This window comes from Streptomyces sp. CA-135486, assembly GCF_050936555.1.
Taxonomy (GTDB): Bacteria; Actinomycetota; Actinomycetes; order Streptomycetales; family Streptomycetaceae; genus Streptomyces.
This window is the reverse complement of the sequence record NZ_JBNJMM010000001.1, coordinates 4,123,469-4,146,328: the sequence shown is the minus strand read 5'-3', so window position 1 is coordinate 4,146,328 and position 22,860 is coordinate 4,123,469. Positions and strand designations below refer to the sequence as shown.

Here is a 22,860-nt window from a genome sequence, read left to right as displayed (position 1 = left end):
GCCGCCCCGGTCGAGTACTGGAAGCCGAGCAAGAAGAACAGCTCGGCAAGGACGACTGGGAGCGGCGGAACCCGGTCATGGGCATGCGGATCCTTGGCTCTCGTCGCCGATCACACGAGACATGTAGACGGCGTCCGAGCCGTATCCGGCGGGGAGAGCGATCTCCGGATGGGCGCGGTACCCGTGTGCCGACCAGAATCCGTTGGTTCCGCCCACTGCGACCAGGGAGATCTGTTCGTACCGGAAGGATCTGGCGGCGTCGGTGAGGTGCTGCAGCATTCGTTTAGCCCAGCCACGGCCGCGATACTCGTCGCCTATGACGATGTCGTGCAGGTGCAGGTTCGACGAACGGAAGACAGTGTCCTCGGGACGTTCCGGATCGGGAAACCTGAACTGCGGATAGGGCAGGGCGAGCAGGTATCCGGCGATGCGTTCGTTGGTGTCCAGCACGAACGAGGTCGCCGGGGAACTGCGGCCCCGCGACTCGAGCGCGACGCGGCTCTCGGAGAGTCCGCTCGCGGTGTACGCGCCTGCCTCTAGCGCCGCGATGGCGCTCCAGTCGTCGGCCTTGATCGGCCGGACCCGCTCCGCGCGGAGGGGCACACAGGGCAGCGGGTCGTAGCCGTTGAATCCCAGCGTGGTGTAGCTGATGGCGTAGGCACCGGCGGAGTGGATCCACACCGGGTCCCCCGAGGCTAGATCGATCGGCACAGGTACCGGAGCGCCACCGAGCACGTCGTCGCTGTCGCAGGACGGGCCAGCGACGACGGCCGGAGAGCTCCGGCTGGCGGTGCGGGTGGGAAATTCCAGGCGGTAGTGGAGTTGGTCACCCTCGTACAGTCCATTGAACCGGCCGCAACTCAGGTAGAGCCACCTCTGCTCGCGGTCGGTCAGGCGGGCAACGTGAGCGCGTATCGTTCCATGGTCGGCAACGAGATGCCGTCCGGGTTCAATGATGAATTCGAGGTGGCTGCGCGACACCTTCCGCAGACGCCGCATACCGGCCCGAATGGCGGCGAAGATCTCTGCCGTCGGCGGAGTCAGCGGGTTGCCGTCACCGGTGAGGTAGCCGCGGGCGGGCAGCCCGCCGCCGAGGTTGATGTGGTCGAGGTGGATGCCCCGCGACTCCAGCTCTGGTAGGACGGAGGCAAATTCTTCCAGGCCCTGCTGCCACCCGGGTACGGTCATCTGTTGCGACCCTACGTGGACGGACAACCCGGCGGGGACGAGACCGTGCCGACGGGCCTCGTCCAGGACGCCGACCGGATCGATGCTGCCACACTTGCCGGTGAGCCCCCACAGCGCACCATGGCCGCTGGCGACCAGGCGGCAGAACACCCTTGCCCCAGGGGCGTGCTGGGCGATCGCCCGCACGTCCTCGACGCAGTCGGTCGCGAACGTGGTGATGCCCAGCTTGTGGGCGGCTGCGATCTCGGCGTCGGACTTGACCGTGTTGCCGTAGTGCACGTCCTGCGGGACGGCCCCGGCTCGCAGGGCCTCCCGGATCTCGCCAGGGCTGGCCGCGTCGAAGCCGGAGCCCCGGGCGGCCAGGCATGCGAGCACCTCGTGCGACGGGCATGCCTTCATGGCGAATCGCACTGTGACGCCGGGCAGTTCGCCACGCAGGACGTCGTACTGGTTCTCGATGCCGGTCAGGTCATAGATGAGCGCGTCCTCAACGGCGCTGATGAGCGTGGATCGTATGTGCGCCGGATCAGGCATGGCGGACGCTCGTGACGCGGGCCGCCTCGACCAGCGGCGCCCACGCGCCGATGAGCAGCGCGTAGTCGGACATGTCCTGGCGAGCCTCGACAAGCAGGCCTTCCCGACGGGACCGCACCTGATCCGCGACGACCGTGAACCGCCCGCCGAGTCTGCGGTACGCGCGCTCAAGCTTGTCGATCTTGGCCTCGTTGGGCTCTCGGTTCTGCCGGGTGCTCTCCCGGACGATCGCGGCGATCGTGGCCGGGTTGTCGTCGGTCATCCGCTGGTAGACGAAGTGGAAGTAGTGCATGGACAGGATGAACTTCGTGAACCGCATCTGGTAGGCCAGGAAACCGGCGTCCGCCTTGCGTTCGGGCGTGTGGAAATTGACGATGTGGCGGTTGTGGAGAACCCCCGGCATCCGGGCCTTGGCTGCGACATGGATGAGGAAGTAGTCGCTGCCGATGGTGTCGGTCGCCGGCGGCAGCGGAGCCCTCTCGTGCAGCCCGTGGAAGCTGATGTTGTGCATGTCCACCCGCATTGGGTTGACCACGTCGAGCACCGACCAGTCGCCGGTGAATGGTTCCGATCCGGTGAACGAGTCCTCAACCAGGGCGCGTTTCTCCTCCTTCGAGGCGCCCTCGGGGGCCCACAGGCTGACCAGGTCGTAGTACCCTTCGTGGCTGCGAATCTCACCGAGATCCACGGACATCTCACCGACGAACGACCCGCCGACCATGACCACCGTGGCGTCCCGCAACGACGGATCCAGGCGATTCGCGACGGTCACGGCCTGGTGCGCTGGCTTGCCGAGAGAAAGTAATTCCGCGTGGATCGGGAAGATCTTCTCACCGTTGTACGTCTGGAAAATACTGTCGGAGTCGCGGCGGTGCACCGACTCGCACCCCAGCGCGACCGCGATCAGGAAGGCGCGATTGGTGCAGGCACCGTAGGAGAGACCGTCTGGGAGCATCAGATCGGCCACCAATCCGGGCTTGGCGACACCGGAGCGCCGGATCACCCGTTCCAGGAATTCACGCTGGGCCGACTCGTCCAGATGCCAGACGTTGTCCGCCTGGCTCAACGTGCGGGCGTGCGCCGCGAAGTCCGTCGACGAGTCCAGGACCAGCAGGCACACCTCCACGGCGAAGTGCTTCGCCGCGTAAGCGGCTTCCGCGATCACCTCCGCGAGCGCGGCGGCGCACTCACGGTTCGTCGGCACGGTCAGGCAGACGCGGCGCACGTTCGCACCTCCCGGCGCGAGATCGGGCGCAGCAGCGGCAGCCGAGTTGGAACGGTGCCTGGGTGGGGTCCGGAAGAAGAAACTCTCGACAAGAAGCCAATCACCTGTATCACTCCTGCACCGTTTTCGCGATCGGCGTGCGCCCGGAAGGACATATGGATGTGCGTCATGACGTGGGCCGACTTCCTCCGTCCTGACCGAAGCGACGAACTCCGTCTGTGGTTCGGGTACATGGCGAAGCTCCTGATGGACGGGGCGTCGACCACGAGTAACCACGGCACCAAGAGCAACGCGTGTCTGTCAACCGGCCTGCCATAGCCTTGACCATCGCCATCTGCGTTTCCCTGTAGGCAAGTTGGCTGCTTGCGCTCGCGAACGCGACTGCCCTTCCATCCAGGTCTGACCACCACCTGGCGTCTGACCGTCGGCTTGCGTGGGGGTTGGCGCGCCGCACTGCCCGGCCCGGATCGGTGGAGTTTCCCTGGGTTGCGGTGAGCCTGGTGGGCCCGCGTGATCGCTCGGTCGATTTGAAGCCACTCCGGGATTTCCGCCGACTCCATCAGACCCGGAGCGGTTCAGTAGCGGTCGACGCCGAACCAGGAGGCCAGAATGTTGCGTGCGGCGCCGTGGCGGAGGTTGACCAAGGTGGCCAACAGTCCGTCGACAAAAACCAGTTTGTGCCTCGCCCCAGCGCCCACGGCCGGGCGACGAGGACGCGGCGCCAACCCCGGACTAGTGCCGCTCGTGCCCGCAACGGACCGATCTTGGCGACGAGTTCGGCAAGCACATCTGACGTCAGCCCGGTGATCCGTTGGCTTTGGATGATTCCTGCACGTGCCCGGTTCCCTCCCACTGGCCGTGATCAACGACCCCGGATTCCACGTGCCACGTCAACCATGCACGACCTCGCTAGTGCTGTGACAACAGAGGTTCGCCGGGTTGGTGGTCATGGCGTTGGATGTGCGGTGACACCCGATCCGACCGCTGGAGGCGTGGTGGCCGAGCCTGTCCGTGTGCGCAGGCTGACTAACCAGGAGGGGCAGCGGCTGCAACAGATCGTGCGGTCGGGGCGGCACCAGTTCGGTGGCTACCGGCGGGCGATGGGCTGCTGGCCTCGGCTGGCGGGAACCGCGTGCCGGAGATCACCCAGCTGATCCAGACCGACGAGGGAACGTGCGCGCGAGTTGATCCACCGGTTCAACCAGATCGGCCTGGCCTGTCTAGACCCTCACTGGGCGGGAGGGCCGTCCCTCCAACTCTGCCCTGATGACGAGGACTTGGTCTCAGATAAGTCGGGGCGTTGACTACTTTACTGCGAGCTTCTTAGGATGGGCAGCCGCGGGAAACAGCTTCCCGATGCAATCCCAGCACCATTGAGCTGGGCAGTGCGAGTCCCGGTCCCAGGTACCGGACATATGGCTTTGCCTGCCGCTGCCGCAGTTATCGCCGCGAGGTTCCGCCGACCGAGGCGTAGGTGAGGTGCTTTCCAGACCAATCGGTCGAAGTGCCCTATTAGGCACTCGAGAACGAGGGATTCCCATGTCTGTGACGTATATTCCGAGCAAGGGTCGAGCAACAGGTTCCCCCCGAGGCAGGAGACTTCTCCCCGGCATCCTGATGGCGGCTTCGATGGCCGCAGCCGCGGGCTTCGCGACTGCGGGGCCCGCCGCGGCGGCGGCCGGCGATTGCTCCTTCGCCAAGACAGTATGCCTGTTCTCAGGGGAGAACTTCACCGGCGAGCGGATCACACTCAGCTCCCTTTCACCCGGCGGGACCTGTGTGAATCTGTCGCAGTCGGGATGGAACCATCACGCCCAGTCGGTGGTCAACACGCACAGCAGCAGTGCTGCCCTGTTCGCCAACGAGGACTGCGCCGGTGGCCCGTATCAGGTTCCGGGAAACTCCAGCATCGCCCAACTCGGCTCCTTCGCCGCCGTAAGTGTATGGATCGCCGGATAACGCGTGGACAAGCAAAGGCTGGAGCCCTCTGCCTGAATTCATCTCCCGTGACCACGTACGACGCCGCTCTCGCCGAGGAATCTATGGAGGGGCCACCAATGAGCGCACCAAGCATCACGCTGGATAGCGTGGATCACGGGATCCCGTTGCTGGAAAGGGACGGCTACATCCTGATCCGCGATGTCCTGTCAGGCAAGGAAGTCGAGCGTGCCCGCGCGGTCTGCGACAACTACTTACTACCCGACGCGGACGCCGAGAACGAGATCGAGGCCACAGCGCTGCTGCAGATGCCCGAGATGAATTTCATCTTTGGCAAAAGGGTGATCAAGGCGCTGACCGCGTGGCTCGGCGGAACCCTCGCCTACTACCCGAACTACGTGGCCCGGCTCAACCGCCGCACCGAATGGCACGTCGACAACGGATTCTCTCCGAGGTACCTGCCCGACGCGAGCCACGTGTACGACCCACAGTTCAAACACGTCCAGTGCGTCGTCTACTTCCAGGACAACTTGCCGGGCCCCGGAGGAGGCCTAGACATCAGACCCGGGTCGCACAAGTGGGCTACCAACGGCGAGTTCCCCGACGACGATTTTCTCATGCGCGCCTACCCCGACGTCGTCTCGATCGACTCGAAGGCAGGCGACCTCCTCGTCTTCGACGGCAGAGTAATGCACCGAGGGACACCACAGGACGGCTCGCACAAACTCCGCAAGTACGGAATCTTCTGGAGCGCGTCACGCAATGACCTCCAGCAAATCGACCGGTACATCGAATACTTCACGGCCCGCGTAGAATATCTGCGCGCACAGAACCTGCCATCCGAAGAACTCCAGCGCGATATGCGACGCCACCACCTCATGCATAGCGTCCACTTCCCAGACAGCTACCTTCCCGAGGCAGTAGAGGCCGTCCGGAAATACGCCGTCGCCCTCGCTGAGATTCCACACGCCAGTGTCAGGTGACAACAGGCACACTCGGTTCCGCTTCGCCGTCGCTACGGGCGGCGTCAAGACTGCGGACGAGTGGCGGGAACTGGCGCGCAAGGTCGAAGGTTCGGGCTACGACCTGTTGACCATGACCGATCACATCCATCAGCCGATGGCACCCTTCACCGCACTCGCCATAGCGACCACTGTCACCACCACGCTCCGGCTTGGCACTTACGTCATGTGCCACGACCTGCGCAACCCGGTCATCCTCGCGAAGGAGTTCGCGACACTGGACGTCCTGAGCGGTGGCCGCGCCGAGATCGGGCTCGGTGCCGGCTGGCGGCAGAGCGATTACGCTCAGACCGGGATACCGCACGGCAGCCGCCCGCAACGCTTTGAGCGGTTTACGGAGTACATTGACGTCGTCTGCGAACTCCTCGCAGGTGGCCCCGTCACCTACGAGGGGCGCCACCTCTCGGTCTCCGGCGTGACAAGCGTGCCGTCCCCGACGAAGGAGATCCCGCTGCTGATCGGCGGCTCACGGCGGCGACTAATCGAGCTCGCCGCGAGACGGGCCGATACTGTCAGCATCGCACCGAGCAGACATGCCGACGGCCGCCGGTCAACGTACTGGGACCTCGAGATCGACGACCGGGTGCGCTGGGCGCGCGCGGCCGCAGCCGGCCGGCCCATTCAGCCCGAAATCGACCTCGCCATCCACGAATGCCGCGTCCTGCCGAACGCCAAGGCGACGATCACACAGCTCAGCGCCGCCTTCGGCTTCCGCGAAGACCAGATCCACGCGATCCCCAGCCTGCTCGTCGGTTCACCGGAGCAGGTCACCGAGGCCCTGCTCGCCCGGCGTGAGCGGTGGGGGGCGTCGCGGGTCACGATCCCGGACACCGCGCTCGAAGCGATGGCCCCGATCGTCGCCCGCCTCGCAGGCACCTGACACAAACTGAAGGGGCACTCCGCAGGCGGATCCGCTGCCCGCAGAGTGCCCCTTCGCTGTGTCAGTGCGCCGGGGCCGGGTCGTCAGGCCGGTCGGTAGCGGGCGAGGATCTGCTGCCGCACGGCGGCGGACGGGCGGTAGAAGTACATCAGCTCGCGCACCGTCGTGGTGCACTGCACTGGTCCAGCCAGCACCGCCTGCTCCGTGTCATCGATGACGACCAGGTCGCGCTCGGCCGCCAGTTCGGGCAGCCGGGCGAGCGTGACAGGGGCATTGGCGTCATCCACCTTGAGTAGCTCGTAGCCGACCGGCTCCGGTAGCCGGCCCGCCAGCGCCCGCGCCGCGAACTCCATACGGACCATGCATTCCAGCCAGTCGAGGCTGCGATCCGCCGGGTCGAACGCCCGGCAGATGACCTGCTGGACCGCGACCTCGGCTGCTCCCCCATGCTTGTCGATGAAGTGGTCGAGGTTACTGCGCCACTGGACGAACATCTCCGGGGTGACCTCGCGCTTAGTCTGGTAGGCCAGGGCCTTCGGGTTGAACGCGAATGCCAGCCCCCGGCGGTACAACCGGTAGCCCAGCTCGGAGTCCTCCAGACCCCAGCCAAGGAACCCCTCGTCGAAGCCGCCGACTGCAAGCAGGTGCTCGCGGCGCACCGACAAGTTACAGCTGAACGCGTAATGCCAGCAGGTGGCAAGATTGTTGAAGTTTTCCGAGAACTCGGTCATCACGCGGTCGCGGCCGTCCCAGCCCACGATCTCGGGCATCCCCTCAAGGGAGAACTCCCGGGCGAGGCGCTCGTCGTCGATCACGCCCTCACCCAGGTCCCCCCGCGGGCCGACAACCACCAAGTCGGTACGCAGCCTGTGGAAACGGGCGTGCGCGGCGATGAAGTTGGGCTCGACGATCTGGTCGGCGTCGACCATGACCACCACGTCGCCGAAGGCCTTGGCAATGCCGGCGTTTCGGGCCGCGGCCCGTCCGGAGGCTGGTGTCCGCGGCAGGAACACATACGTCAGCGGGTACGTCAGCTCCAGCTCGACGAGCAGGTCCCCGGTGTCGTCAGTGGAGCCGTCGTCGACCACGACCACTTCGAGCGAGTCACCAACGTCGAGCTCGCACTGCGCCAGGCACAACAGCAGCAGGCGCACCTGCGGGCCGGTATTATAGGAGGGGACGACAACACTGATATTCATCGTGCCTCAGCGGTAAGGGCGATCACTTCGACTCCTTCGTGCCAGCGTTCCACCTCGGCCGGATGGTGTTCGCGTCGGGGGCCCACAGTGACCGCAGATCCGGCCAATGTTCGATCGCGGCGAAGCCAGTACGCATCCCCGTGATGCACAACGGTGTGAGTTGCGCGGCAGTGTCGTGGATCTTGTCGCGCGGGCATGTTTTCCGCAGCGCCCCGGCAGCGAAGGTGCCCAGTGCGATCCTGGCCCAGGGGCTGGCGTCTAGCCGCTTGTCGAATGCCTTCGGGCCGACCGGTTCGAGCATGCCGCGGGCGACGATGCCCTGCACGAACATGGTCAGCCAGAACTGGAACAGCATGCTCGGGCCGAAGCCGGGCTTGAGCGCCTCAGGGTGGTAGTCAAGGTCGCTGACGAACGCCTCCTCCAGCTCGAGCGTCGACATGCCGGCGGGGAGCAGGACTTCATTGATGTTCATAGTGGACCGCTCCACCCTGCCGAGCGGTTCGTAGTGGCACAACGACTCGAAGTCACCCAGTCCGAGGTGGGCCACGGCAGGCGGTGTGGCGACGGTGCTCGTGAACGTCTCAGCGCCGAGATCCTGTCCAAGCGGGAACACGGTCGAGTTGCGGATGCCGTAGAACAGGTCGTTGAGCAGGAGGCTCTGTGCCGGGCGGTGCTCGACCAGGTTGGGCACCGAGACGTAGGTCGTCAGTCCATGCTCGGTGAGGAACTCAGCCATGGCACGGTTATCCGGTTTGTCAGCTGAGTACCGTTCCGCAAACCCTGCGAACTGCCGGGCGAGCGGGGCGGGGATGATCAGCGCCTGAGTAGGCGCCCACGAGTCGACCACAGGCGTCCATGAAGCGCCGGTGAACGCCGCCAGCCGGACCGCCTGGGACGTGGACATGACCCAGTTGGCGAAAAAGGCGATCGCGCCCTCCGGCGCCACCTGCAGCGCCTGGTGCATCGCTGCGGCGAAGCCGTTGCAGAGCTGCACGTCCTCCTGCAGCACGAGCTGGTGGGTGGCGTCCTCCCGCACCGCGCTCCAGGCCAGCTTCGCGGTACGCAGCGTCGCCGGCTTGCCCTCGGGCTCGGGATCCAGCACGATCTGGATGTCTAGCTCGGGATGGCGTCGTCGGAGCTGCTCGGCCTGGTGCCGCCGGTCGGGATGGGCCATTACGACCGTCGATACCCTGATATCACGCGCCATGCCTGCCTGATCCCTTCTGCATGGTCTGATGCGGGCGATCATTTTTTGAGGATGTCATTGACTTCTTTCTCTGCCTTATCGAGCGCGTCCTCAACCGTCTCGTCGCCCCGCACGGCTGCGAGGAGGTGGATGACGACGGCCGCGGTTATCTGCGGCCAAGCCGCGATGGTTGGTGGGTCGACTGCGTGAGCCATTTCCCTCACCGCGGTGGCTGGGATGGGGTTCTGCGCATAGAAATCCTCGAGTTCGTTGATCGTGCTCGTTCGGTTGGGTAGGTAGCTGGAAGCCTTGACGAAGTCACCGTTCTTTGACGTGCTCAGCAAGTAGGAGATGAACCTGAACCCTGCCTCCTGCACTTTCTTTGGCGCCTTGTTGAACAGGCAGATGTTGGCACCGCCCATCTCGGTAAAGGTCCCTGCGGGTCCAGCAGGCAAGGGCGCGGCGGCGATCTCGAACTTGCTGCCGACGCTCTCCTTGATGAACGACAGGGCGGTGCTGTTCGACACGTACATCGCCGTGTGGCCAGCGCCGAAGTTGAGCTGGCCGGCGGACGGCTCCGACGACACCCGCACCTGCTCCTTGCGTGCCAGGTCGACCCAGAACCTCAGCGCGTCGCGCCCGGCCTGGGAGTTGAACGCCGCCTTCGTCTGATCCTCGGTAAGGATCTCGCCGCCGTAGGAGTAGACCATCGAGTCCCACACCGACACCATGTACGGCGAGTTGAAGAAGTCGGCGGCCCAGCTGTTGGCCACCTTGAACTTTGCCGCGTACTCCGCGAACTGAGTCCAGGTGGTCGGTGGCTTGGTGAGGCCAGCCTGCCTAAACAGCTTCTTGTTGTAGTACAGGAAGGACAGGTTGCGGTCGAAGGGCAGTGTGAGCTGTTTGCCGTTGATCTTCGTCGCCTTCATCAGCGCCGGCTCGAAGTCTTTGATGTCCTTGGCGGTCAGGGCGTTGGGGGTCCCAAACATGGTGCTCATGTCGGCTAGGCCGTTCACCTTGGCGTACGCGGCAGCCCAGGAGGGCTGGCACGGCGACAACGTCGGTGGCTCGCCTGCCGAGAGCTGCACGAGGGTCTTCTGCAGCAGAGTCGCCGCGTCGGGGTACTGCTGCAGCTTGACGGTGATCTTGCTCTGGCTGGCGTTGAACGAGTCGACAATCTCCTTGAGCGCCTTCAGAACCTCGCCCTGGTTAGCAGTCCCCACCGTCACAGTGATGCGACCGGAGGCATCCGCATTCCCGCTGCCGCATGCCGCCGTCACAGCAGTAGCGGCAAGCATGGCCAGCAGTCTGACTCTCAATGGCTTTCTCATCGGGCGCTCCCCCATAGTTCTCATCGGGCACTTAACTCCTCAAGTCGCTGTCGCCAGTCATCGCCGCGGTCACCTGACGGCGCGCCAGCAGGTATACGACGAGCACGGGCGCGGTCACCAACACTCCTGCGGCGGCGAGAATCGTCGGCGACGAACCGGCGTCGCTGTTGTTGAGGTACGACAGCGCTACCTGCACGGGCCTCACGGTCTCGTCGGTGGTAAAGATGAGCGGCCATTCGAAGAGATTCCAACCGGCGATGAAGCTGATGAGCGCCGTCGCCGCGACGGCTGACCTGCTGCTCGGCAGGGCGATCCTGAAGAGGTACCGCAGGTGCGAGCAGCCCTCGACATGAGCTGCTTCCCACAGCTCGCGCGGCAGGGCGAGGAACCGCTGCCGCATGATGAAAATGCCCAGCGGGCTCGCCGTGAACGGAAGGATCAATGCCCAGTAGGTGTTAAGCAGGCCGGACGTGCGCATCAGTACGAAGTTCGGAACGAAGCTCAGCTCGCTCGGCACGACGAACGACGCGACCACCAAGCCGAACAGGATCCGTTTCGCCGGGAGGCGCACGTTGGCCAGCGCGTAGCCGGCCAGGCACGACGTGAGCGTGGCGAGTACCGTGATCGACAATGCGACGAAGATCGTGTTCGTGAAGTACTGCGGCCAGTCCTGCGCCGTGAATACCGCATCGAAGTTGCGCCATGGCGTCGTGGGCACCAGCGGCGGCGACGTCGAGGCTGCCTGGTCAGGCCGGGACATCGACAGCACGATCATCCAGTAGACGGGCAGCGCGAAGAGCAGGCAGGTTCCGTAGAGCAGCACGCTGCCGATCCGGTCGCGCCAGGTGCGCGGGCTACGAGGCCAGGGAGTCATCGGTAGAAGACCCTTCGCTGTCCAAGCGCCGCGCCGACAGCGAGCACTGCCATGATGATGGTGGTCAGCGCGGTCGCCACCGCCGCGCCGTAGCCGCCCTGGAAGTTCACGAACGCAAGCTGGTACTGGTACAGATTCACGGTCAGCCCGCTCGACTCGGTGCCGCCAGTACCGGCCGTGAACATGAAGCTGACGACGAACACCTTTAATGCCGCGGACGTGTTGAAGATGATCAGCAGGTATGTGGTTGGGCTGACCAGTGGGAAGACGATGCTGCGCAGCATCCGCCTGGAGCTGGCACCATCGAGCGCGGCGGCCTCGAAGACCTCGCGCGGGATCCGGCCGAAGCTGGACAGGTAGAGCACAAGGCTGAACCCGGTGCCCTGCCACACTGCGTACACCGCCATCGATGGCACGATCCAGTGCGGACTACCAAGCCAGTCGACGGGATCAATGCCAAGGTGTCCGAGCAGCGAGTTGAGCACACCGTAATTGCCGTGGAAGATCCACGACCAGGTGAGCACGGTGGCGGTAGGCGGCAGCACGTACGGCGAGAAGATCACCGACTCCAGCACATGGCCGGTGCGCATCCGTCGATACAGCGCCCAACCGAGCACGGATCCCAGCACAGTTGTCGTCGGCACTGTCAGGAGCGCAAAATACAAGGTATGGAATAGCGCCTGCCAGAAGTTCCCATCATGCGCCAACTTGGCGTAGTTGTCGGTGGCGATGAATTTTGGGGAGTCACCGAGCAAGCTCCAGTTGTAGAGCGAGATCACCGCAACGAAAATGCTCGGCCCTACGATGAAAACGATCAGCGGCAGCACCGCCGGCGTCACGAGAGTCAGGCCAAGCAGCCCTTCATGCAAGCCCCGCCGCCGTCGCGAGACCGGCTTCTCACCAGCCCGAACCGGGAGAGAATGTGGTTGGGCACGTAAATCTAGCCTGCTCATGACATCTCTCGTCCCGTATGAATCACCGGCGTCGTGCGCACGCTGGTTATGCGCGCCATGTGGAACAGATCAGCGCCGGGTAAGTTAGTCGGCATAGGCTCGGGCCTGGCTCGCGTACAGCTCTGCATACTGACCGTCCAGCGTGATCAGAGCGTCGTGCGTGCCCTGTTCGACGATGCGGCCGCCGTGGAGCACTACGACGGAGTCGGCCAGGCGCACGGTGGAAAGCCGGTGGGTAACGAAGAGCGTCACGCCGCCGACGCTGATCGCTACCTCCTTCGCCATCGCCTGGTAGGCGTCGACGAGCCGCTGCTCGGCCAGTGCGTCCAGAGCGGAGGCTGGCTCGTCCAGAGCGAGCAGCATCGGCCGAGTCCGCATGAGTGTGCGGGCAAAGCCGATGCGCTGCCACTGCCCGCCGGAGAGATCCTGCCCGTCACCGTAACCGTTGCCCAGTAGCGCATCCGGGTCGCCGAGCTGGTCGGCAAGCACGCTGGCGCCAGCCCGGTCGACGGCGACGCGTACCGCCTCGCGCGATTCAACCTCGGGCAGGTGGCCGATTCCGACGCTGTGCTGTAGCGACAGCTCAACCTTGGCGAAGTCCTGGAACAGTGCGGCCACGCGGGTGCGCCACTCCTCGGGAGCCACCCCGGCGAGGTCGACGCCGTCGATGAGCAACCGCCCGCGCGTCGGCGCGTAGAGCCCGAGCAGTAGCGCGATGAGGGTGCTCTTGCCAGCACCGTTTTCCCCGACGAGCGCCACCGAGCGACCGGCTGGCAGGTGGAGGTCGATGTCGCGCAGTGTCTCGGTCCGGGCACCGGGGTAGGTGAACCCGATCGACTCCAGCCGAATACCGTCGCCAATGGCGGCCGGTGGCGGGCCGTCCGGCGCCGGGCCAGCGGCAGCGGCGGTCTCCCGCTCCAGGGCGAGGAAGCGGCGCAGCCCGGCCGCCGAGCGGTGGATCACGCCGAGTAGGTCCAGACCGCCGGCCATCTGGGCGCCGACCTGCGTGGCGAGCGAGACGACCAGGACCACGTCACCGACGCTTGCCTCACCGCGGCGGGCCATGGCGTAGACCCACAGGACGGAGCCGACATAGATGACGGCGAAGATCAACTGGCCGACCACCACTAGCGACGTGTGCCGACGCTGCGCCCGTCTCATCGCCGAGCCGTAGGCGCCCAGCAGCCGGTCCTGCTGCGCGACGAAGTATGCGGCGCTCCCTGCTATCTGGATCTCCTTGTGGCTGGCCGGATTGGTGGTAAGCAGCCGCAGGTGCCGAATGGAGCGGGTGGTCGGCGACTGCTCCTCACGGGTGGCTTGCAGCACCTGCTCGGCACGGCGGCCGAGGAATACCGGCACGAGCCCGACGAGCGGCAACAGCAGCAGCACCGGCGATAGCGTCGCGAGCAGCACAGCAGTGAAGAGCACCTGAGCGGCGATCGCGCCGAGCTGCAGCCCCGACTGCACCGTCATTCGCATCTGCATCACGTCCTGGCGGAGCAGATCGATCTGGTCGGCAAAGGCCGGGGTGTCGCGGCGGTCCAGTCGGCTCGTGCCATTGACTAGGCGGATCAGGTCACGGTTGAGCTGCTCGTCGGTGAGCTCGGAGAGCTCGAAGTAGTAGATGTGCGCGAAGTTGTCGAGCGTCAGCTCGGCGCCGAGGGCGACTGCGGCCAACACGGCCCATCGCACAGCGGCGTTGGGCTCCCCCGCCGTCACGCCGTCCACGAGCCGACCGAGGCTCACCGCCACGACGGGGGTAGCCAGGGCTGCCAGCACCAACAGCCCGGCGCCGACGATCAGACGCCTGCGGTCCAGCCGCCAGCCCAGGACGAAGAGGTATCGCAGGCAGAACAGCGTCTCTCTCACAGGTCCATCTCCCCACGGCTGGACCGACTGGCGTCGGTCGCGGAGGGCTCGAAGCGGCGGGCCTGCACGGCAAACATGCGCGCGTAGGCGCCGCCCTCGGCGACCAGTTCGTCATGACTCCCAGCTTCGGTCACCCGGCCGCCGTCGAGCACGACGATGTGGTCCGCACGGCGCACAGAGGAGAACCGGTGCGAGATGATCACACTGGTGACGCCGCAGGTGAGGTCCAGGAACCGGTCGTAGAATTCCGCCTCGCCACGGGCGTCCAACTGCGACGTCGGCTCATCGAGTACGAGTACTGAGGCGCCGTGCCGCACCGCGAACAGTGACCTGGCCAGAGCCAGACGCTGCCACTGGCCGCCTGAAAGCTCACGGCCGCCCCGCAGCGAACGGGTCAGAGGGGTCTCGAGCTCGTCCGGTAGTTGCGCCGCCAGGTTGCCGAGCCCGACCCTCTCCAGCTCGGCCAGGATCCCGGCGCTATCGTCGCGGTGCTCGATCGCGCTCATCGCGACGTTGTCACGTAGGCTCGCCTCGTAGCGGATGTAGTCCTGGAATGTCACCGTGATCGCGCGGGTCCAGGCAATCGGGTCGACGTCGCGGAGATCGGTGCCGTCGACGCTGATCGTGCCGGCGTCCGGGCGGTACAGACCAGTCAGCAGCTTCACCAGCGTAGTCTTGCCAGCGCCGTTGACGCCGACGATCGCGGTTGACGTGCCGGCCCGCAGCTCGAGGTCCAGGCCGTCGATGACTGGGAGGTCTGGGCGGTAGCCGAAGTGGACACCGTCGAAGCGGATCCCGGTGCGGGCCCGGTCAACGCGCAGGCATGCGGCCGCCGGGTCGGCGCCTGCCCTGGAGGGCGACTGTTCTTGCTCCGCAGTGGCGTGCCGGGCGATCTCATCGATCTCCAGCAGCGCCTCCCAGGCGCCGCGGCCGAAGACCATCTTGATGTCCGACTCCTGGAAGACGATGCCGAACCGTGCGCATAACGCGAGTGCCTGCACCGCCATGACGGTCGCGCCGACCTCTGCGACAACGGTCCCCGTCCGGGCAACGACGAACAGCACCGCCGTCGTGCCGCCGATAGCCAGGACTGTGTAGACCACGAACGGCCGACCGTAGAGACGCCGCCGCCAGTACCACAGCTGGCGGTGCAGGTTACTCGCCTCGGCGGAATAGCGAGCGTCGATCCAGCCGACGAGGCCGAAGGCCCGAATGTCTTTGGCGGCGCGGGTGCTCGTGGCCAGCTCACGCACGTAGTTGGTCTGCCGTTGCAGCGGCGTGAATTGGCGATTGAGTCGCCCCCAGTGGAAGAATGCCTCGGACCGCCCGCGACGGATGATAAGGGCGACGGCAGCAGCGATCACCGCGGGCCACGGCCCGGCGACGATGGCGAGGATGGTCACGGCGCCAGCGAGCTGGGTGTAGCGCGCGGCGAGGGCCAAGCCTCCCTCGGTGGCAGCGCCCGGCGTGAAGGTCCACTGCTCGTAGATCTCATCCACCATGCTCAGCCGGTCGGCGACATCGGAGCGTTCCATCACCGGCAGCGGCGCGTCCCGCAGCGCGAAGGTCATGAAGCGGGTCAGGCAGTAGCGGTCGATCCGGCGGGCGACCTCCTTAGAAAGCAGCAGTTGCACCGGTGCGAGGCCCTGCTGCAGGACGAAGGCGCCTAGCGCTAGACCGAGCCACCGGCCGGCGACGTCGAGGTCACCGCCGACCGCGAGATGCTGCAGCGCGATGCCGATGCCGACGATGAACGTCACTGGCCCAAGACCGGACAGCACGTGCAACGCGAGCGTGCGGCAGACGAGCCCGGCACCCGCCTTACGTGCGAGGGCCACTAATTGGCCGGCGGCCTCGCGCCGTTGCCGCTCACGCCTGATGACACCCTGCAGGATGGCACGCGGCAGCGAGCGCTTCGCTGCGCCGACATACCTCACAAGGCCCCCGCTCTGGCTCTGGTCGCACGCATGTCTGGTCGCTCGTTGGCCGAGGTTGTTCCGGGGGCTTTGCCCGAGCCCTGCCTATGGCATGAGACTCACGCCCCTCATGGGACACACTCCCTTCCGCATCTTTGACGACACTTGATGGGGTGTCAATGCAGGCTTTGGCGCACACTTGGTGGTGACCGAGAGCAGTGAGCATGGCCGGCAGCAGTGCTCGCAGGTCGCGGCGGCTTCGGCAAACTCTGGATCAGACGGGGCGAGTCGTCGACTGCTTGGGGATGCATCGCCGGCGCTGCAGGAGCAGGTACTTCACTCCGGCTCTTCGTCACCATCAAATTGTGCGCCAGAGCCAAATGCAGGGCGGAAAGACCTTCACCATCGTCGACAACGGGATGGCACCGCCTACGCCCCCAACATCCGCTGTGGACATAGGCGGTGAGGGGTGGACACGTTGCCGAAGTTGGGTGAGGGTTAGGCGGATGGCGGTTCCCGACACAGTCACGCGGGCGCGTCTGCGCCGGCAACCGAATCACGGGGGCACATCATGATCATTCTTGGTCTCGCGGGCGGCCTCGGCCATGACGCATCGGCAGCCCTGGTGATCGACGGACAGCTCGTGTCGCTCGCCGAGGAGGAGCGCTTCATCCGCAGGCGACACGCGCACGATCAACTGCCGGTGGAGGCAACCGCCTACTGCTTAGCCGCGGCCGGTATCACGATGGCTGACGTCGACGTCATCGCCACGAGCTGGCTCGTCGCCGACTCCGCAGACGTGCAGCGCGACATACAGGTCAGCCTGCTCGCCCACCCCTATTTCGCCGAGGGTCGGCGGCCCAGATGGGAGCAGGTTGCGCATCCGATCTCGCACGCCTCCGCCGCCTACCACACCTCCGGGTTCGACGAGGCGACAATCATCAGCACGGACGGCGTCGGCGACCGCATCTCGACCCTCATTGCCTACGCCCGCGGCGGGGCCATCGACGTGAAGCGCCACTGGCCGATCAGCGAGTCGCTTGGGATGTTCTATCTCGGTCTGACCAACTACCTCGGCTTCCGCTTCGGCCAGGAGGGCAAGGTCATGGGCCTAGCCTCCTACAGCGAGCCGGACAAGAGCTGGATGCCGTTCGTCCTGCACGACGACGGCGGCTACCACACGGGCCTGAGCCCGCTCGGCGAGGACCAGCCGAACTTCGGCCCGCCGCTGGTGAAGGCGTGGGCGGCCCGCGCGGCAGAGCGCTTCGGTCCGCCGCGGCCGCGGCAGTACACGTACAACCCGATCACCGCACGGCTGGAGGTGTCAGCCGAGACGGGCGAGTGGCAGCAGCACGTGGCGGCATCCGGCCAGCACGTCCTGGAGCGGGCGCTGCTGCACGTAGTCGAGAGCGCGGTGCGCGAGACCGGCTGCCGCAACGTCGTGCTCGCCGGCGGCGTCGGGCTGAACTGCACGGCCAACGGCGCCATCTGGCAGTCGGGGCTCGTCGACCGGCTCGCCATCTTCCCGGCCAGCGGCGACGCCGGCACCAGCGCTGGCGCGGCGCTGGCCGTCGCCGCAGCGGCGGGCGAGCGGCACGGCCGAGCTCTGGGCACGGCGGGCCTCGGCCCGCAGTTCAGCGACGAAGAGATGCGCACCGCCCTGCGCGACAAGGGCGTGCCCTACACCGACGTCGATGACATCGCCGACGCCGTCGCTGACCTCATCATCGACGGCCAGGTGGTGGGTTGGTTCCAGGGCCGTGCCGAGTTCGGACCGCGCGCGCTCGGGCAGCGCTCCATCCTCGCCTCGCCGCTGGAGCACCGGATGCACCACCGCGTCAACGCAATCAAGAATCGGGAGCAGTGGCGGCCCCTGGCACCCAGCATGTCCGCCGCAGCGGCCGAAAAGTACCTCATCAACCCGGGGCCCTCGCGGTTCATGCTGGCGGCCTGTCAGGTGCGGGACGAGATGCGAGCCGAGATCCCCGCCGTCGTGCACGTCGACGGCTCGTGCCGACCGCAGATCCTCGACGACGACGCCCCGGCGGAGTACCGCCGGCTGCTCGACCGCCTGGCCGCCCGGGGCCACCCCGAGATCGTCATGAACACCTCGTTCAACCTCGCCAACGAGCCGATCGTGCACTCACCTCAGGACGCGCTGCGCTCGTTCTTCGGCTCCGGCCTGGACGCCCTGGCGATCGGGTCGATGCTTGTGCAGAAGCCCGCCGGATGAGGTACTGCATGCTGGGCGAGACCGGCATGGAGGTCTCGGTCCTCACGTTCGGTGCGGCTCTGCTGCGCCTCGCCGTGCAGCTGGAGCATCGAGCACCCCGCAGTGCACTTCTCGGTGCGCGGCACCCTCACCGAGAAGCGCCTGCAGGAAACGCTCGGTGCGGAGGATCTCTACCCGGACGAGGTGCTGGACCGCATCGACAAGCTGGTGCTGCACGGCACTGGTATGCGCTCCGAGGAGTCCCGTTGGCGCGCACCGTACCTGCACACCGTGAACCGGCGCACTGGTCGCCAGGGGCACCCAGCGGACCGGCGAAGAGCGTGACGCCAGCCGGATCGGACCCCGACCCAGAGCCGGGCACCCCGCCACCCGCAGACGGCCACGTGCACAGCGAGTGCTCCTGGGATGCGCCCTACACGTCGATGGAGCTCGCCTGCCGTCGCGCCGTCCAGCTCGGGCTGCCGTCGATCGCGTTCAGCGACCCCGCCGACTTCACCGCGCGACGCTTCGCCGCGGACGTGGCGCCGCCGCACTGGCAGCGCAGCCTGGTGACCGACCGGGTACTCACTCCCCCGCCGCTGGACGTGCGGCGGTTACCCGCAGCATCGACGCGTGCGGGCAGATGTTCCCCATGCTGCGCCGTCCCCTGTGGAGCTGAGCGAACCGCACCGGCATCAGCGGCGCGTCGCCGACCTGCTCGGCGGCGCCTGCTTCGAGCGTGTTCTCGCCTCCGTGCATACCCTGCCCTCCGACCCGGGAGCCAGCACGGTCGACGCGGTGTTCGGCGTCCGTACACCGCACGAGGTGGTCCGGCGGTACCTTGGCGAGGTCCTGCAAGTCGTCGAACGCTTCGACGACTTCCACGTGCTGGCCCTCATCGACTACGCCGCGCGGTTCTGGCCGCATGAGTGCAAGGAGTACCGAGTGGCCGACTTCGAGGACGACTACCGCGCCGTGCCGGCTGTGCTGGCCGCGAAAGGCAAAGCGCTGGAGGCTAACACCCGCGTCCCGCTCAACCTCGACATCCTGTGGTGGCGGCGCGACGAGCGCCGGGAGGCGATCACATTCGGCAGCGACGCGCAAAGCCCCGAACAGGTGGCTCGCGGCTTCGCCGACGCCGCGGCACTGGCCGCGACGGCCCGGTTCGCGCCCGGCCACGAACTCAACGGCCTCAACGACCTGTGGACGCGGCGCTGATGGCCCCGGTGCGCATCCTGCCGGCCGCGGACGGCACCGCGGCGCTCGACGCCTGCGTCGCGGTCGTGGATGCCGGAGGCATCGTCGCGCTGCCGACTCGCCGGTGGTACATGCTGTGCGCCGACTCCACCGACGAGGCCGCGTGCCGAGGCATCTTCGTCGGCAAGGGCCGCCCAGCAGCAAAGCCCCTGGCGCTGGTCATGCCGTCGAACGCGGCCGTGGCGAAGCGCTTCGTGCTCTCGCCTGACGCCGGGCGGCTCGCCGAGCGGCTCTGGCCAGGCGACCTGGCCCTGCTCCTGCCGTGGCGGAGCGCCAAGGACGCTGATCAGCACCCGTGGCTCGGCACTGGCACCGCGATGGTCACCCGCGACCCGTGGCTGCTTGGCGACCTCGCGGCCCGCACCCGCAACCCGCCGGCCACGGCGGTCGTCAGCCGCAGCGACGGGCAGACGCCCACCAAGCGGGAGCCCGCACTCAGCCCGGCGGCCGTCGCGGCGTTCGCCGAGGCGCACGACGCCTCGGTGGATCTGCTCATCGACGGCGGGCTGTGCCCGCTCAGCATCGGCTTGACGGTCGTGGACTGCTCGGCACAGCCCATCGTCGTTCGCGCCGGCGCCGTGCACCCCCGGGCGGTCGAGACAGCGCTGCGCGAGCCGTGAGCCGACTCAGGAACGCTTGCGGATGCTCCAGACCGCGTCGATCGGCCACCGGCTTGTCCACTCTGCCGGCCGGTCGCCGAACGTGGTCCGGGCGTCCGCGGCCGGCGGCTCTTCGATAAGCCGCTCGACGAACAGGCCGTGCGAGCCGAACAGCCGCACCCACTCCCCGTAGCCGAGGACGAAGTCGACGGCGTCCGGCGCGACCTGCCGCGTGTGCAGCCCGAAGTACGCCTGGCGCAGTTCCGCGGTGAGCGTGCGGGTCTTGTGGTCCCAGCACATCGCGAAGAACGGCGAGTTGGTGCAGAAGGCGAGCTGCCCGCCCGGGCGCAAGACCCGGGCGAGCTCGGGCACCGTACGGTACGGGTCGGCCCACGACATCCCGCCGTAGTCGGAGAACGCCAGGTCGAACGAGGCCGCCGCGAACGGCAGCGCATGGGCGTCGGCCTGTACAAGCGCCGGCTGGTGCCCCGCGTCGCTGCGGCTGTGCCGGTCGGCGTGGCGGAGTTGGGCCAGGGAGATGTCCAGGGCCACCACCCGGGCACCACGCCGGGCCAGGGACTGTGCCCAGTGCGCGGCCCCGCAGCCCAACTCCAGCACTTCGCGGCCCGCGACGGGGTCCAGCACCCGCAGTTCGCTCTCCGGGCGGCGCCACAGCCCCCACGCCTCGGCGTGCGCGCCAAGCAGTCCGCCGTGCTTCTCCTGGTACCCGTCGCTCCACATGTCCCATGTGCGCCGGTTGCTGCGGGCGATCTCTCCGCCCCGGTGAGTGGTGGTCACCCAGCACCGCCGGCCGCTGCGGGTTCGTAGGTGATCGGGAAGTCGGCGTGGTCGAGGATCTCAAACGGCTTGATGCCGCGCTCCGCGATCGTCGGCGACGGCACGCCCATATAGACCGCGTCGGCGGGGAAGAACGACGGCCGGTACACCCAGCGCGGCCGGGTGCCGACGTTGGCGTCGGTCCCGTGCACTACCCAGCTGCAGTGCGCGATCACGTCACCGGGCTCGAAGGACATCTCATCGGACATCTCGCAGGAGTGCAGCCGCGGCGCGAGGCGGTAGGCCTCGTCGAGATCGACGCAGGCACCGCCGCGCCACAGCGGCCCGAGCTTGTGCGAGCCGGTCAAGTACCGCACCGCGCCCTGCTGCGGCTCCACGTGGTCGAGCGGGATCCAGAAGTAGATCCACGACCGGTCGGTGGGGTTCTTGTCCTGGTGCCAGCCCAGTGCCTGGCCGCGGTCCTGCCGCTGGCTCAGCGGCAGCTTGACAAGCAGGATGTCGTCGAAGAAGCGTTGCGCGTGGTCTCGACCCAGCAGCAGGGCGGCGTTGCGGCCGAGTTGCTTGGACAGCACAACGCGCTCGTAGAGCTCGTCGACCTCCGAGGGGCTGCGGAATGACTGCGACGCGGGCGAGGTCTCGAAGTCGAAGCCTTTGCGCTCCTCGTTGGCGTCCCCCTCCGGGCCCATGAGCTGCTGGGCCCGCTGCAGCATTGATCCGATGAGGTCCGGGTCGATCAGTCTCGGCAGCCGGATCCAGCCGTTCTCCCAGAACTTTTCGATCTCCGCGCGGGTGACTTGCCTGATGCCCGGGACGTCGGTGCCGGCGGACCGTTGCGCGGTGCCGGTGTCCTCGGGAGCGTCCTGAATACTCATAGCGTTCCCTTGCAATGCCGTCGTCTTCGTCGTTCTTGGGCCGAGGTCTCAGAACTCTCGGTGCGGTCCTTGCAGTGCCTTGTACTCGGGGTACGCGCCGGCCAGCCGGCGCAGACCGACCCGGGTCTCCTCCAGTGTCCAGAAGCCCGGCTGTTCAATCGACTCCGCCAGCTCCCACGGGCGGTAGCGACCGATGAGCCCGCCCATCACACGAAACACCTGCCCGGTGATCCAGCCCGCGTCGGTGGTGGCAAGGTACGTCGACAACATCGCGGCGTGCTGAGGTGAGCTGGCGTCGCCAGCGTCGTGGGACTCGGGGGTGCTGGCGCCCACATGCCGCGCCATCCGGCCGCGGACGCTCGCCGCATTGACCGCGTTGACGGTGACGCCATATGGGTACATCTCGTGCGCAAGCTCCAGTGTCATGCCGGCAATGGCACCCTTGGCTGCGGCGTGGGTGACGCCGAGGTCGGGGCGGCCGACGAGGCCCGTGGCGGCCGTGAAGGTGACCAACGCGCATGGGGAGCCAGCCCGTTCCGCACTGTTCGCTCGCCATCGGCGGCAGGCGGCCGCACCGACGAGGTACGTGTGTGTGGCGTGCGAGTCCAGAACGTTGCGCCAGTCTTCGATCGTCGTGTCCCACACCGGGTTGGTGCGCAGCGTGCCAGCGGCCGCGATTACGGCGTCGACGTTGCCGTGCGCGGCGAACAGGTCCTCAATCATCCCCTCCACCTGGTCGGCGTCGGTGACGTCACAGAATCGGCCCTCGACGCTGCTGCAATCCCCGGCCTCAGTTGCGAGCCGTTTCGCCACGTCGGTGACGACGGCCGTGTCCTGGCCGACGCCGTCGACGCTCGTGCCGTTGTCGGCGATTATCACCGTCGCTCCGACTTGGGCAGCCTGCACGGCGATGGCGGAGCCGATGTCGCCGGCGCCTCCCGTCACCAGGATGACCCGTCCCGCGAGATCGATCGGTACGGAAAGCGCAGTCATCTTCATCCGTTTTA

At 66.9% G+C, this 22,860-nt stretch carries 20 protein-coding genes and 1 pseudogene; 8 read left to right on the top strand and 13 right to left on the bottom strand.

Translation table 11 applies throughout. From position 1 onward, the window contains the following. Positions 1-75 precede the first annotated feature (75 nt). Complete coding sequence (locus ACQEVG_RS18835) at positions 76-1,722, bottom strand: GNAT family N-acetyltransferase (RefSeq protein ID WP_432984787.1); 1,647 nt, start codon at positions 1,720-1,722, stop codon at positions 76-78. Then, on the bottom strand, positions 1,715-2,947 hold the full coding sequence (locus ACQEVG_RS18830) for a DUF6271 family protein (RefSeq protein WP_432984784.1): 1,233 nt from the start codon (positions 2,945-2,947) through the stop codon (positions 1,715-1,717). Before ACQEVG_RS18830 ends, ACQEVG_RS18835 begins: the two co-directional genes overlap by 8 nt. A gap of 995 nt (positions 2,948-3,942) precedes the next feature. On the opposite strand from ACQEVG_RS18830, the pseudogene ACQEVG_RS18825 reads away from it, so the two are divergent. The 4 genes and pseudogenes from ACQEVG_RS18825 to ACQEVG_RS18810 form a co-directional block, all read left to right on the top strand. Beyond that, positions 3,943-4,230, top strand: a pseudogene (locus ACQEVG_RS18825) (helix-turn-helix domain-containing protein); the annotation flags it as partial. A 346-nt stretch (positions 4,231-4,576) separates the two neighbouring features. Beyond that, positions 4,577-4,906 carry a peptidase inhibitor family I36 protein gene (locus ACQEVG_RS18820; protein WP_432984781.1) on the top strand — a complete coding sequence of 110 codons (330 nt, stop codon included), beginning with the start codon at positions 4,577-4,579 and terminating at the stop codon, positions 4,904-4,906. A 47-nt stretch (positions 4,907-4,953) separates the two neighbouring features. Further along, a complete protein-coding gene (locus ACQEVG_RS18815; protein ID WP_432984778.1) occupies positions 4,954-5,868 on the top strand; it encodes a phytanoyl-CoA dioxygenase family protein in 915 nt (304 codons plus the stop codon). Continuing rightward, complete coding sequence (locus ACQEVG_RS18810) at positions 5,858-6,787, top strand: TIGR03621 family F420-dependent LLM class oxidoreductase (protein ID WP_432984775.1); 930 nt, start codon at positions 5,858-5,860, stop codon at positions 6,785-6,787. Before ACQEVG_RS18815 ends, ACQEVG_RS18810 begins: the two co-directional genes overlap by 11 nt. Positions 6,788-6,870: 83 nt before the next feature. On the opposite strand, the gene ACQEVG_RS18805 is transcribed toward ACQEVG_RS18810, so the two are convergent. From ACQEVG_RS18805 to ACQEVG_RS18775, 7 genes are all read right to left on the bottom strand, one after another. Further along, positions 6,871-7,986, bottom strand: a complete 1,116-nt coding sequence (locus tag ACQEVG_RS18805) for a glycosyltransferase (protein ID WP_432984772.1) — start codon at positions 7,984-7,986, stop codon at positions 6,871-6,873. A 22-nt stretch (positions 7,987-8,008) separates the two neighbouring features. Beyond that, the gene (locus ACQEVG_RS18800) at positions 8,009-9,235 is read right to left on the bottom strand and encodes a hypothetical protein (protein ID WP_432984769.1); all 1,227 of its coding nucleotides are present in this window, start codon (positions 9,233-9,235) and stop codon (positions 8,009-8,011) included. Beyond that, positions 9,232-10,470 (bottom strand): ABC transporter substrate-binding protein, encoded by a 1,239-nt coding sequence (locus tag ACQEVG_RS18795; RefSeq protein WP_432984766.1) that lies wholly within the window; start codon positions 10,468-10,470, stop codon positions 9,232-9,234. The genes ACQEVG_RS18800 and ACQEVG_RS18795 overlap by 4 nt, the downstream gene beginning before the upstream one ends. Before the next feature lie 64 nt (positions 10,471-10,534). Then, entirely contained in the window at positions 10,535-11,377 is an 843-nt protein-coding gene (locus ACQEVG_RS18790; RefSeq protein WP_432984763.1) for a carbohydrate ABC transporter permease, read from the bottom strand. Continuing rightward, the gene (locus ACQEVG_RS18785) at positions 11,374-12,216 is read right to left on the bottom strand and encodes a carbohydrate ABC transporter permease (protein WP_432984760.1); all 843 of its coding nucleotides are present in this window, start codon (positions 12,214-12,216) and stop codon (positions 11,374-11,376) included. Before ACQEVG_RS18785 ends, ACQEVG_RS18790 begins: the two co-directional genes overlap by 4 nt. A 198-nt stretch (positions 12,217-12,414) precedes the next feature. Then, positions 12,415-14,199, bottom strand: a complete 1,785-nt coding sequence (locus ACQEVG_RS18780) for an ATP-binding cassette domain-containing protein (protein ID WP_432984758.1) — start codon at positions 14,197-14,199, stop codon at positions 12,415-12,417. Then, on the bottom strand, positions 14,196-16,136 hold the full coding sequence (locus ACQEVG_RS18775) for an ABC transporter ATP-binding protein (RefSeq protein WP_432984756.1): 1,941 nt from the start codon (positions 16,134-16,136) through the stop codon (positions 14,196-14,198). The genes ACQEVG_RS18780 and ACQEVG_RS18775 overlap by 4 nt, the downstream gene beginning before the upstream one ends. A 550-nt stretch (positions 16,137-16,686) precedes the next feature. Between ACQEVG_RS18775 and ACQEVG_RS18770 the strand changes: the two genes are divergently transcribed. Both ACQEVG_RS18770 and ACQEVG_RS18765 read left to right on the top strand, forming a co-directional pair. Next, a complete protein-coding gene (locus tag ACQEVG_RS18770; protein WP_432984754.1) occupies positions 16,687-18,348 on the top strand; it encodes a carbamoyltransferase family protein in 1,662 nt (553 codons plus the stop codon). 102 nt (positions 18,349-18,450) lie between these two features. After that, a complete protein-coding gene (locus ACQEVG_RS18765; RefSeq protein ID WP_432984752.1) occupies positions 18,451-18,672 on the top strand; it encodes a hypothetical protein in 222 nt (73 codons plus the stop codon). A gap of 88 nt (positions 18,673-18,760) precedes the next feature. Here the strand turns inward: ACQEVG_RS18765 and ACQEVG_RS18760 are convergent, their stop codons facing one another. Beyond that, positions 18,761-18,916 (bottom strand): hypothetical protein, encoded by a 156-nt coding sequence (locus ACQEVG_RS18760; protein ID WP_432984750.1) that lies wholly within the window; start codon positions 18,914-18,916, stop codon positions 18,761-18,763. A 44-nt stretch (positions 18,917-18,960) separates the two neighbouring features. Between ACQEVG_RS18760 and ACQEVG_RS18755 the strand changes: the two genes are divergently transcribed. Both ACQEVG_RS18755 and ACQEVG_RS18750 read left to right on the top strand, forming a co-directional pair. Then, complete coding sequence (locus ACQEVG_RS18755; RefSeq protein ID WP_432984748.1) at positions 18,961-19,545, top strand: hypothetical protein; 585 nt, start codon at positions 18,961-18,963, stop codon at positions 19,543-19,545. Then, positions 19,545-20,204 carry a Sua5/YciO/YrdC/YwlC family protein gene (locus tag ACQEVG_RS18750; protein ID WP_432984746.1) on the top strand — a complete coding sequence of 220 codons (660 nt, stop codon included), beginning with the start codon at positions 19,545-19,547 and terminating at the stop codon, positions 20,202-20,204. The genes ACQEVG_RS18755 and ACQEVG_RS18750 overlap by 1 nt, the downstream gene beginning before the upstream one ends. Before the next feature lie 6 nt (positions 20,205-20,210). Here ACQEVG_RS18750 and ACQEVG_RS18745 read toward each other — a convergent pair whose 3' ends face one another. Genes ACQEVG_RS18745 through ACQEVG_RS18735 form a run of 3 tightly spaced genes read right to left on the bottom strand, consistent with a single transcriptional unit; the run spans position 20,211 to position 22,852 of the window. Continuing rightward, positions 20,211-20,981 (bottom strand): class I SAM-dependent methyltransferase, encoded by a 771-nt coding sequence (locus ACQEVG_RS18745; protein WP_432984744.1) that lies wholly within the window; start codon positions 20,979-20,981, stop codon positions 20,211-20,213. After that, entirely contained in the window at positions 20,978-21,853 is an 876-nt protein-coding gene (locus tag ACQEVG_RS18740) for a phytanoyl-CoA dioxygenase family protein (protein WP_432984742.1), read from the bottom strand. The genes ACQEVG_RS18745 and ACQEVG_RS18740 overlap by 4 nt, the downstream gene beginning before the upstream one ends. 48 nt (positions 21,854-21,901) lie before the next feature. Further along, positions 21,902-22,852, bottom strand: a complete 951-nt coding sequence (locus ACQEVG_RS18735; protein WP_432984740.1) for an SDR family NAD(P)-dependent oxidoreductase — start codon at positions 22,850-22,852, stop codon at positions 21,902-21,904. Between the last annotated feature and the right edge of the window lie 8 nt (positions 22,853-22,860).

Excerpts from the sequence above, each read along its gene's own strand:
- ACQEVG_RS18835 (WP_432984787.1), bottom strand. The coding sequence starts at position 1,722 with ATGCCTGATCCGGCGCACATACGATCCACGCTCATCAGCGCCGTTGAG.
- ACQEVG_RS18820 (WP_432984781.1), top strand. The coding sequence starts at position 4,577 with ATGGCCGCAGCCGCGGGCTTCGCGACTGCGGGGCCCGCCGCGGCGGCG.
- ACQEVG_RS18805 (WP_432984772.1), bottom strand. The coding sequence starts at position 7,986 with ATGAATATCAGTGTTGTCGTCCCCTCCTATAATACCGGCCCGCAGGTG.
- ACQEVG_RS18800 (WP_432984769.1), bottom strand. The coding sequence starts at position 9,235 with ATGATCGCCCGCATCAGACCATGCAGAAGGGATCAGGCAGGCATGGCG.
- ACQEVG_RS18795 (WP_432984766.1), bottom strand. The coding sequence starts at position 10,470 with ATGCTTGCCGCTACTGCTGTGACGGCGGCATGCGGCAGCGGGAATGCG.
- ACQEVG_RS18790 (WP_432984763.1), bottom strand. The coding sequence starts at position 11,377 with ATGACTCCCTGGCCTCGTAGCCCGCGCACCTGGCGCGACCGGATCGGC.
- ACQEVG_RS18770 (WP_432984754.1), top strand. The coding sequence starts at position 16,687 with ATGATCATTCTTGGTCTCGCGGGCGGCCTCGGCCATGACGCATCGGCA.
- ACQEVG_RS18750 (WP_432984746.1), top strand. The coding sequence starts at position 19,545 with ATGGCCCCGGTGCGCATCCTGCCGGCCGCGGACGGCACCGCGGCGCTC.
- ACQEVG_RS18740 (WP_432984742.1), bottom strand. The coding sequence starts at position 21,853 with ATGAGTATTCAGGACGCTCCCGAGGACACCGGCACCGCGCAACGGTCC.
- ACQEVG_RS18735 (WP_432984740.1), bottom strand. The coding sequence starts at position 22,852 with ATGAAGATGACTGCGCTTTCCGTACCGATCGATCTCGCGGGACGGGTC.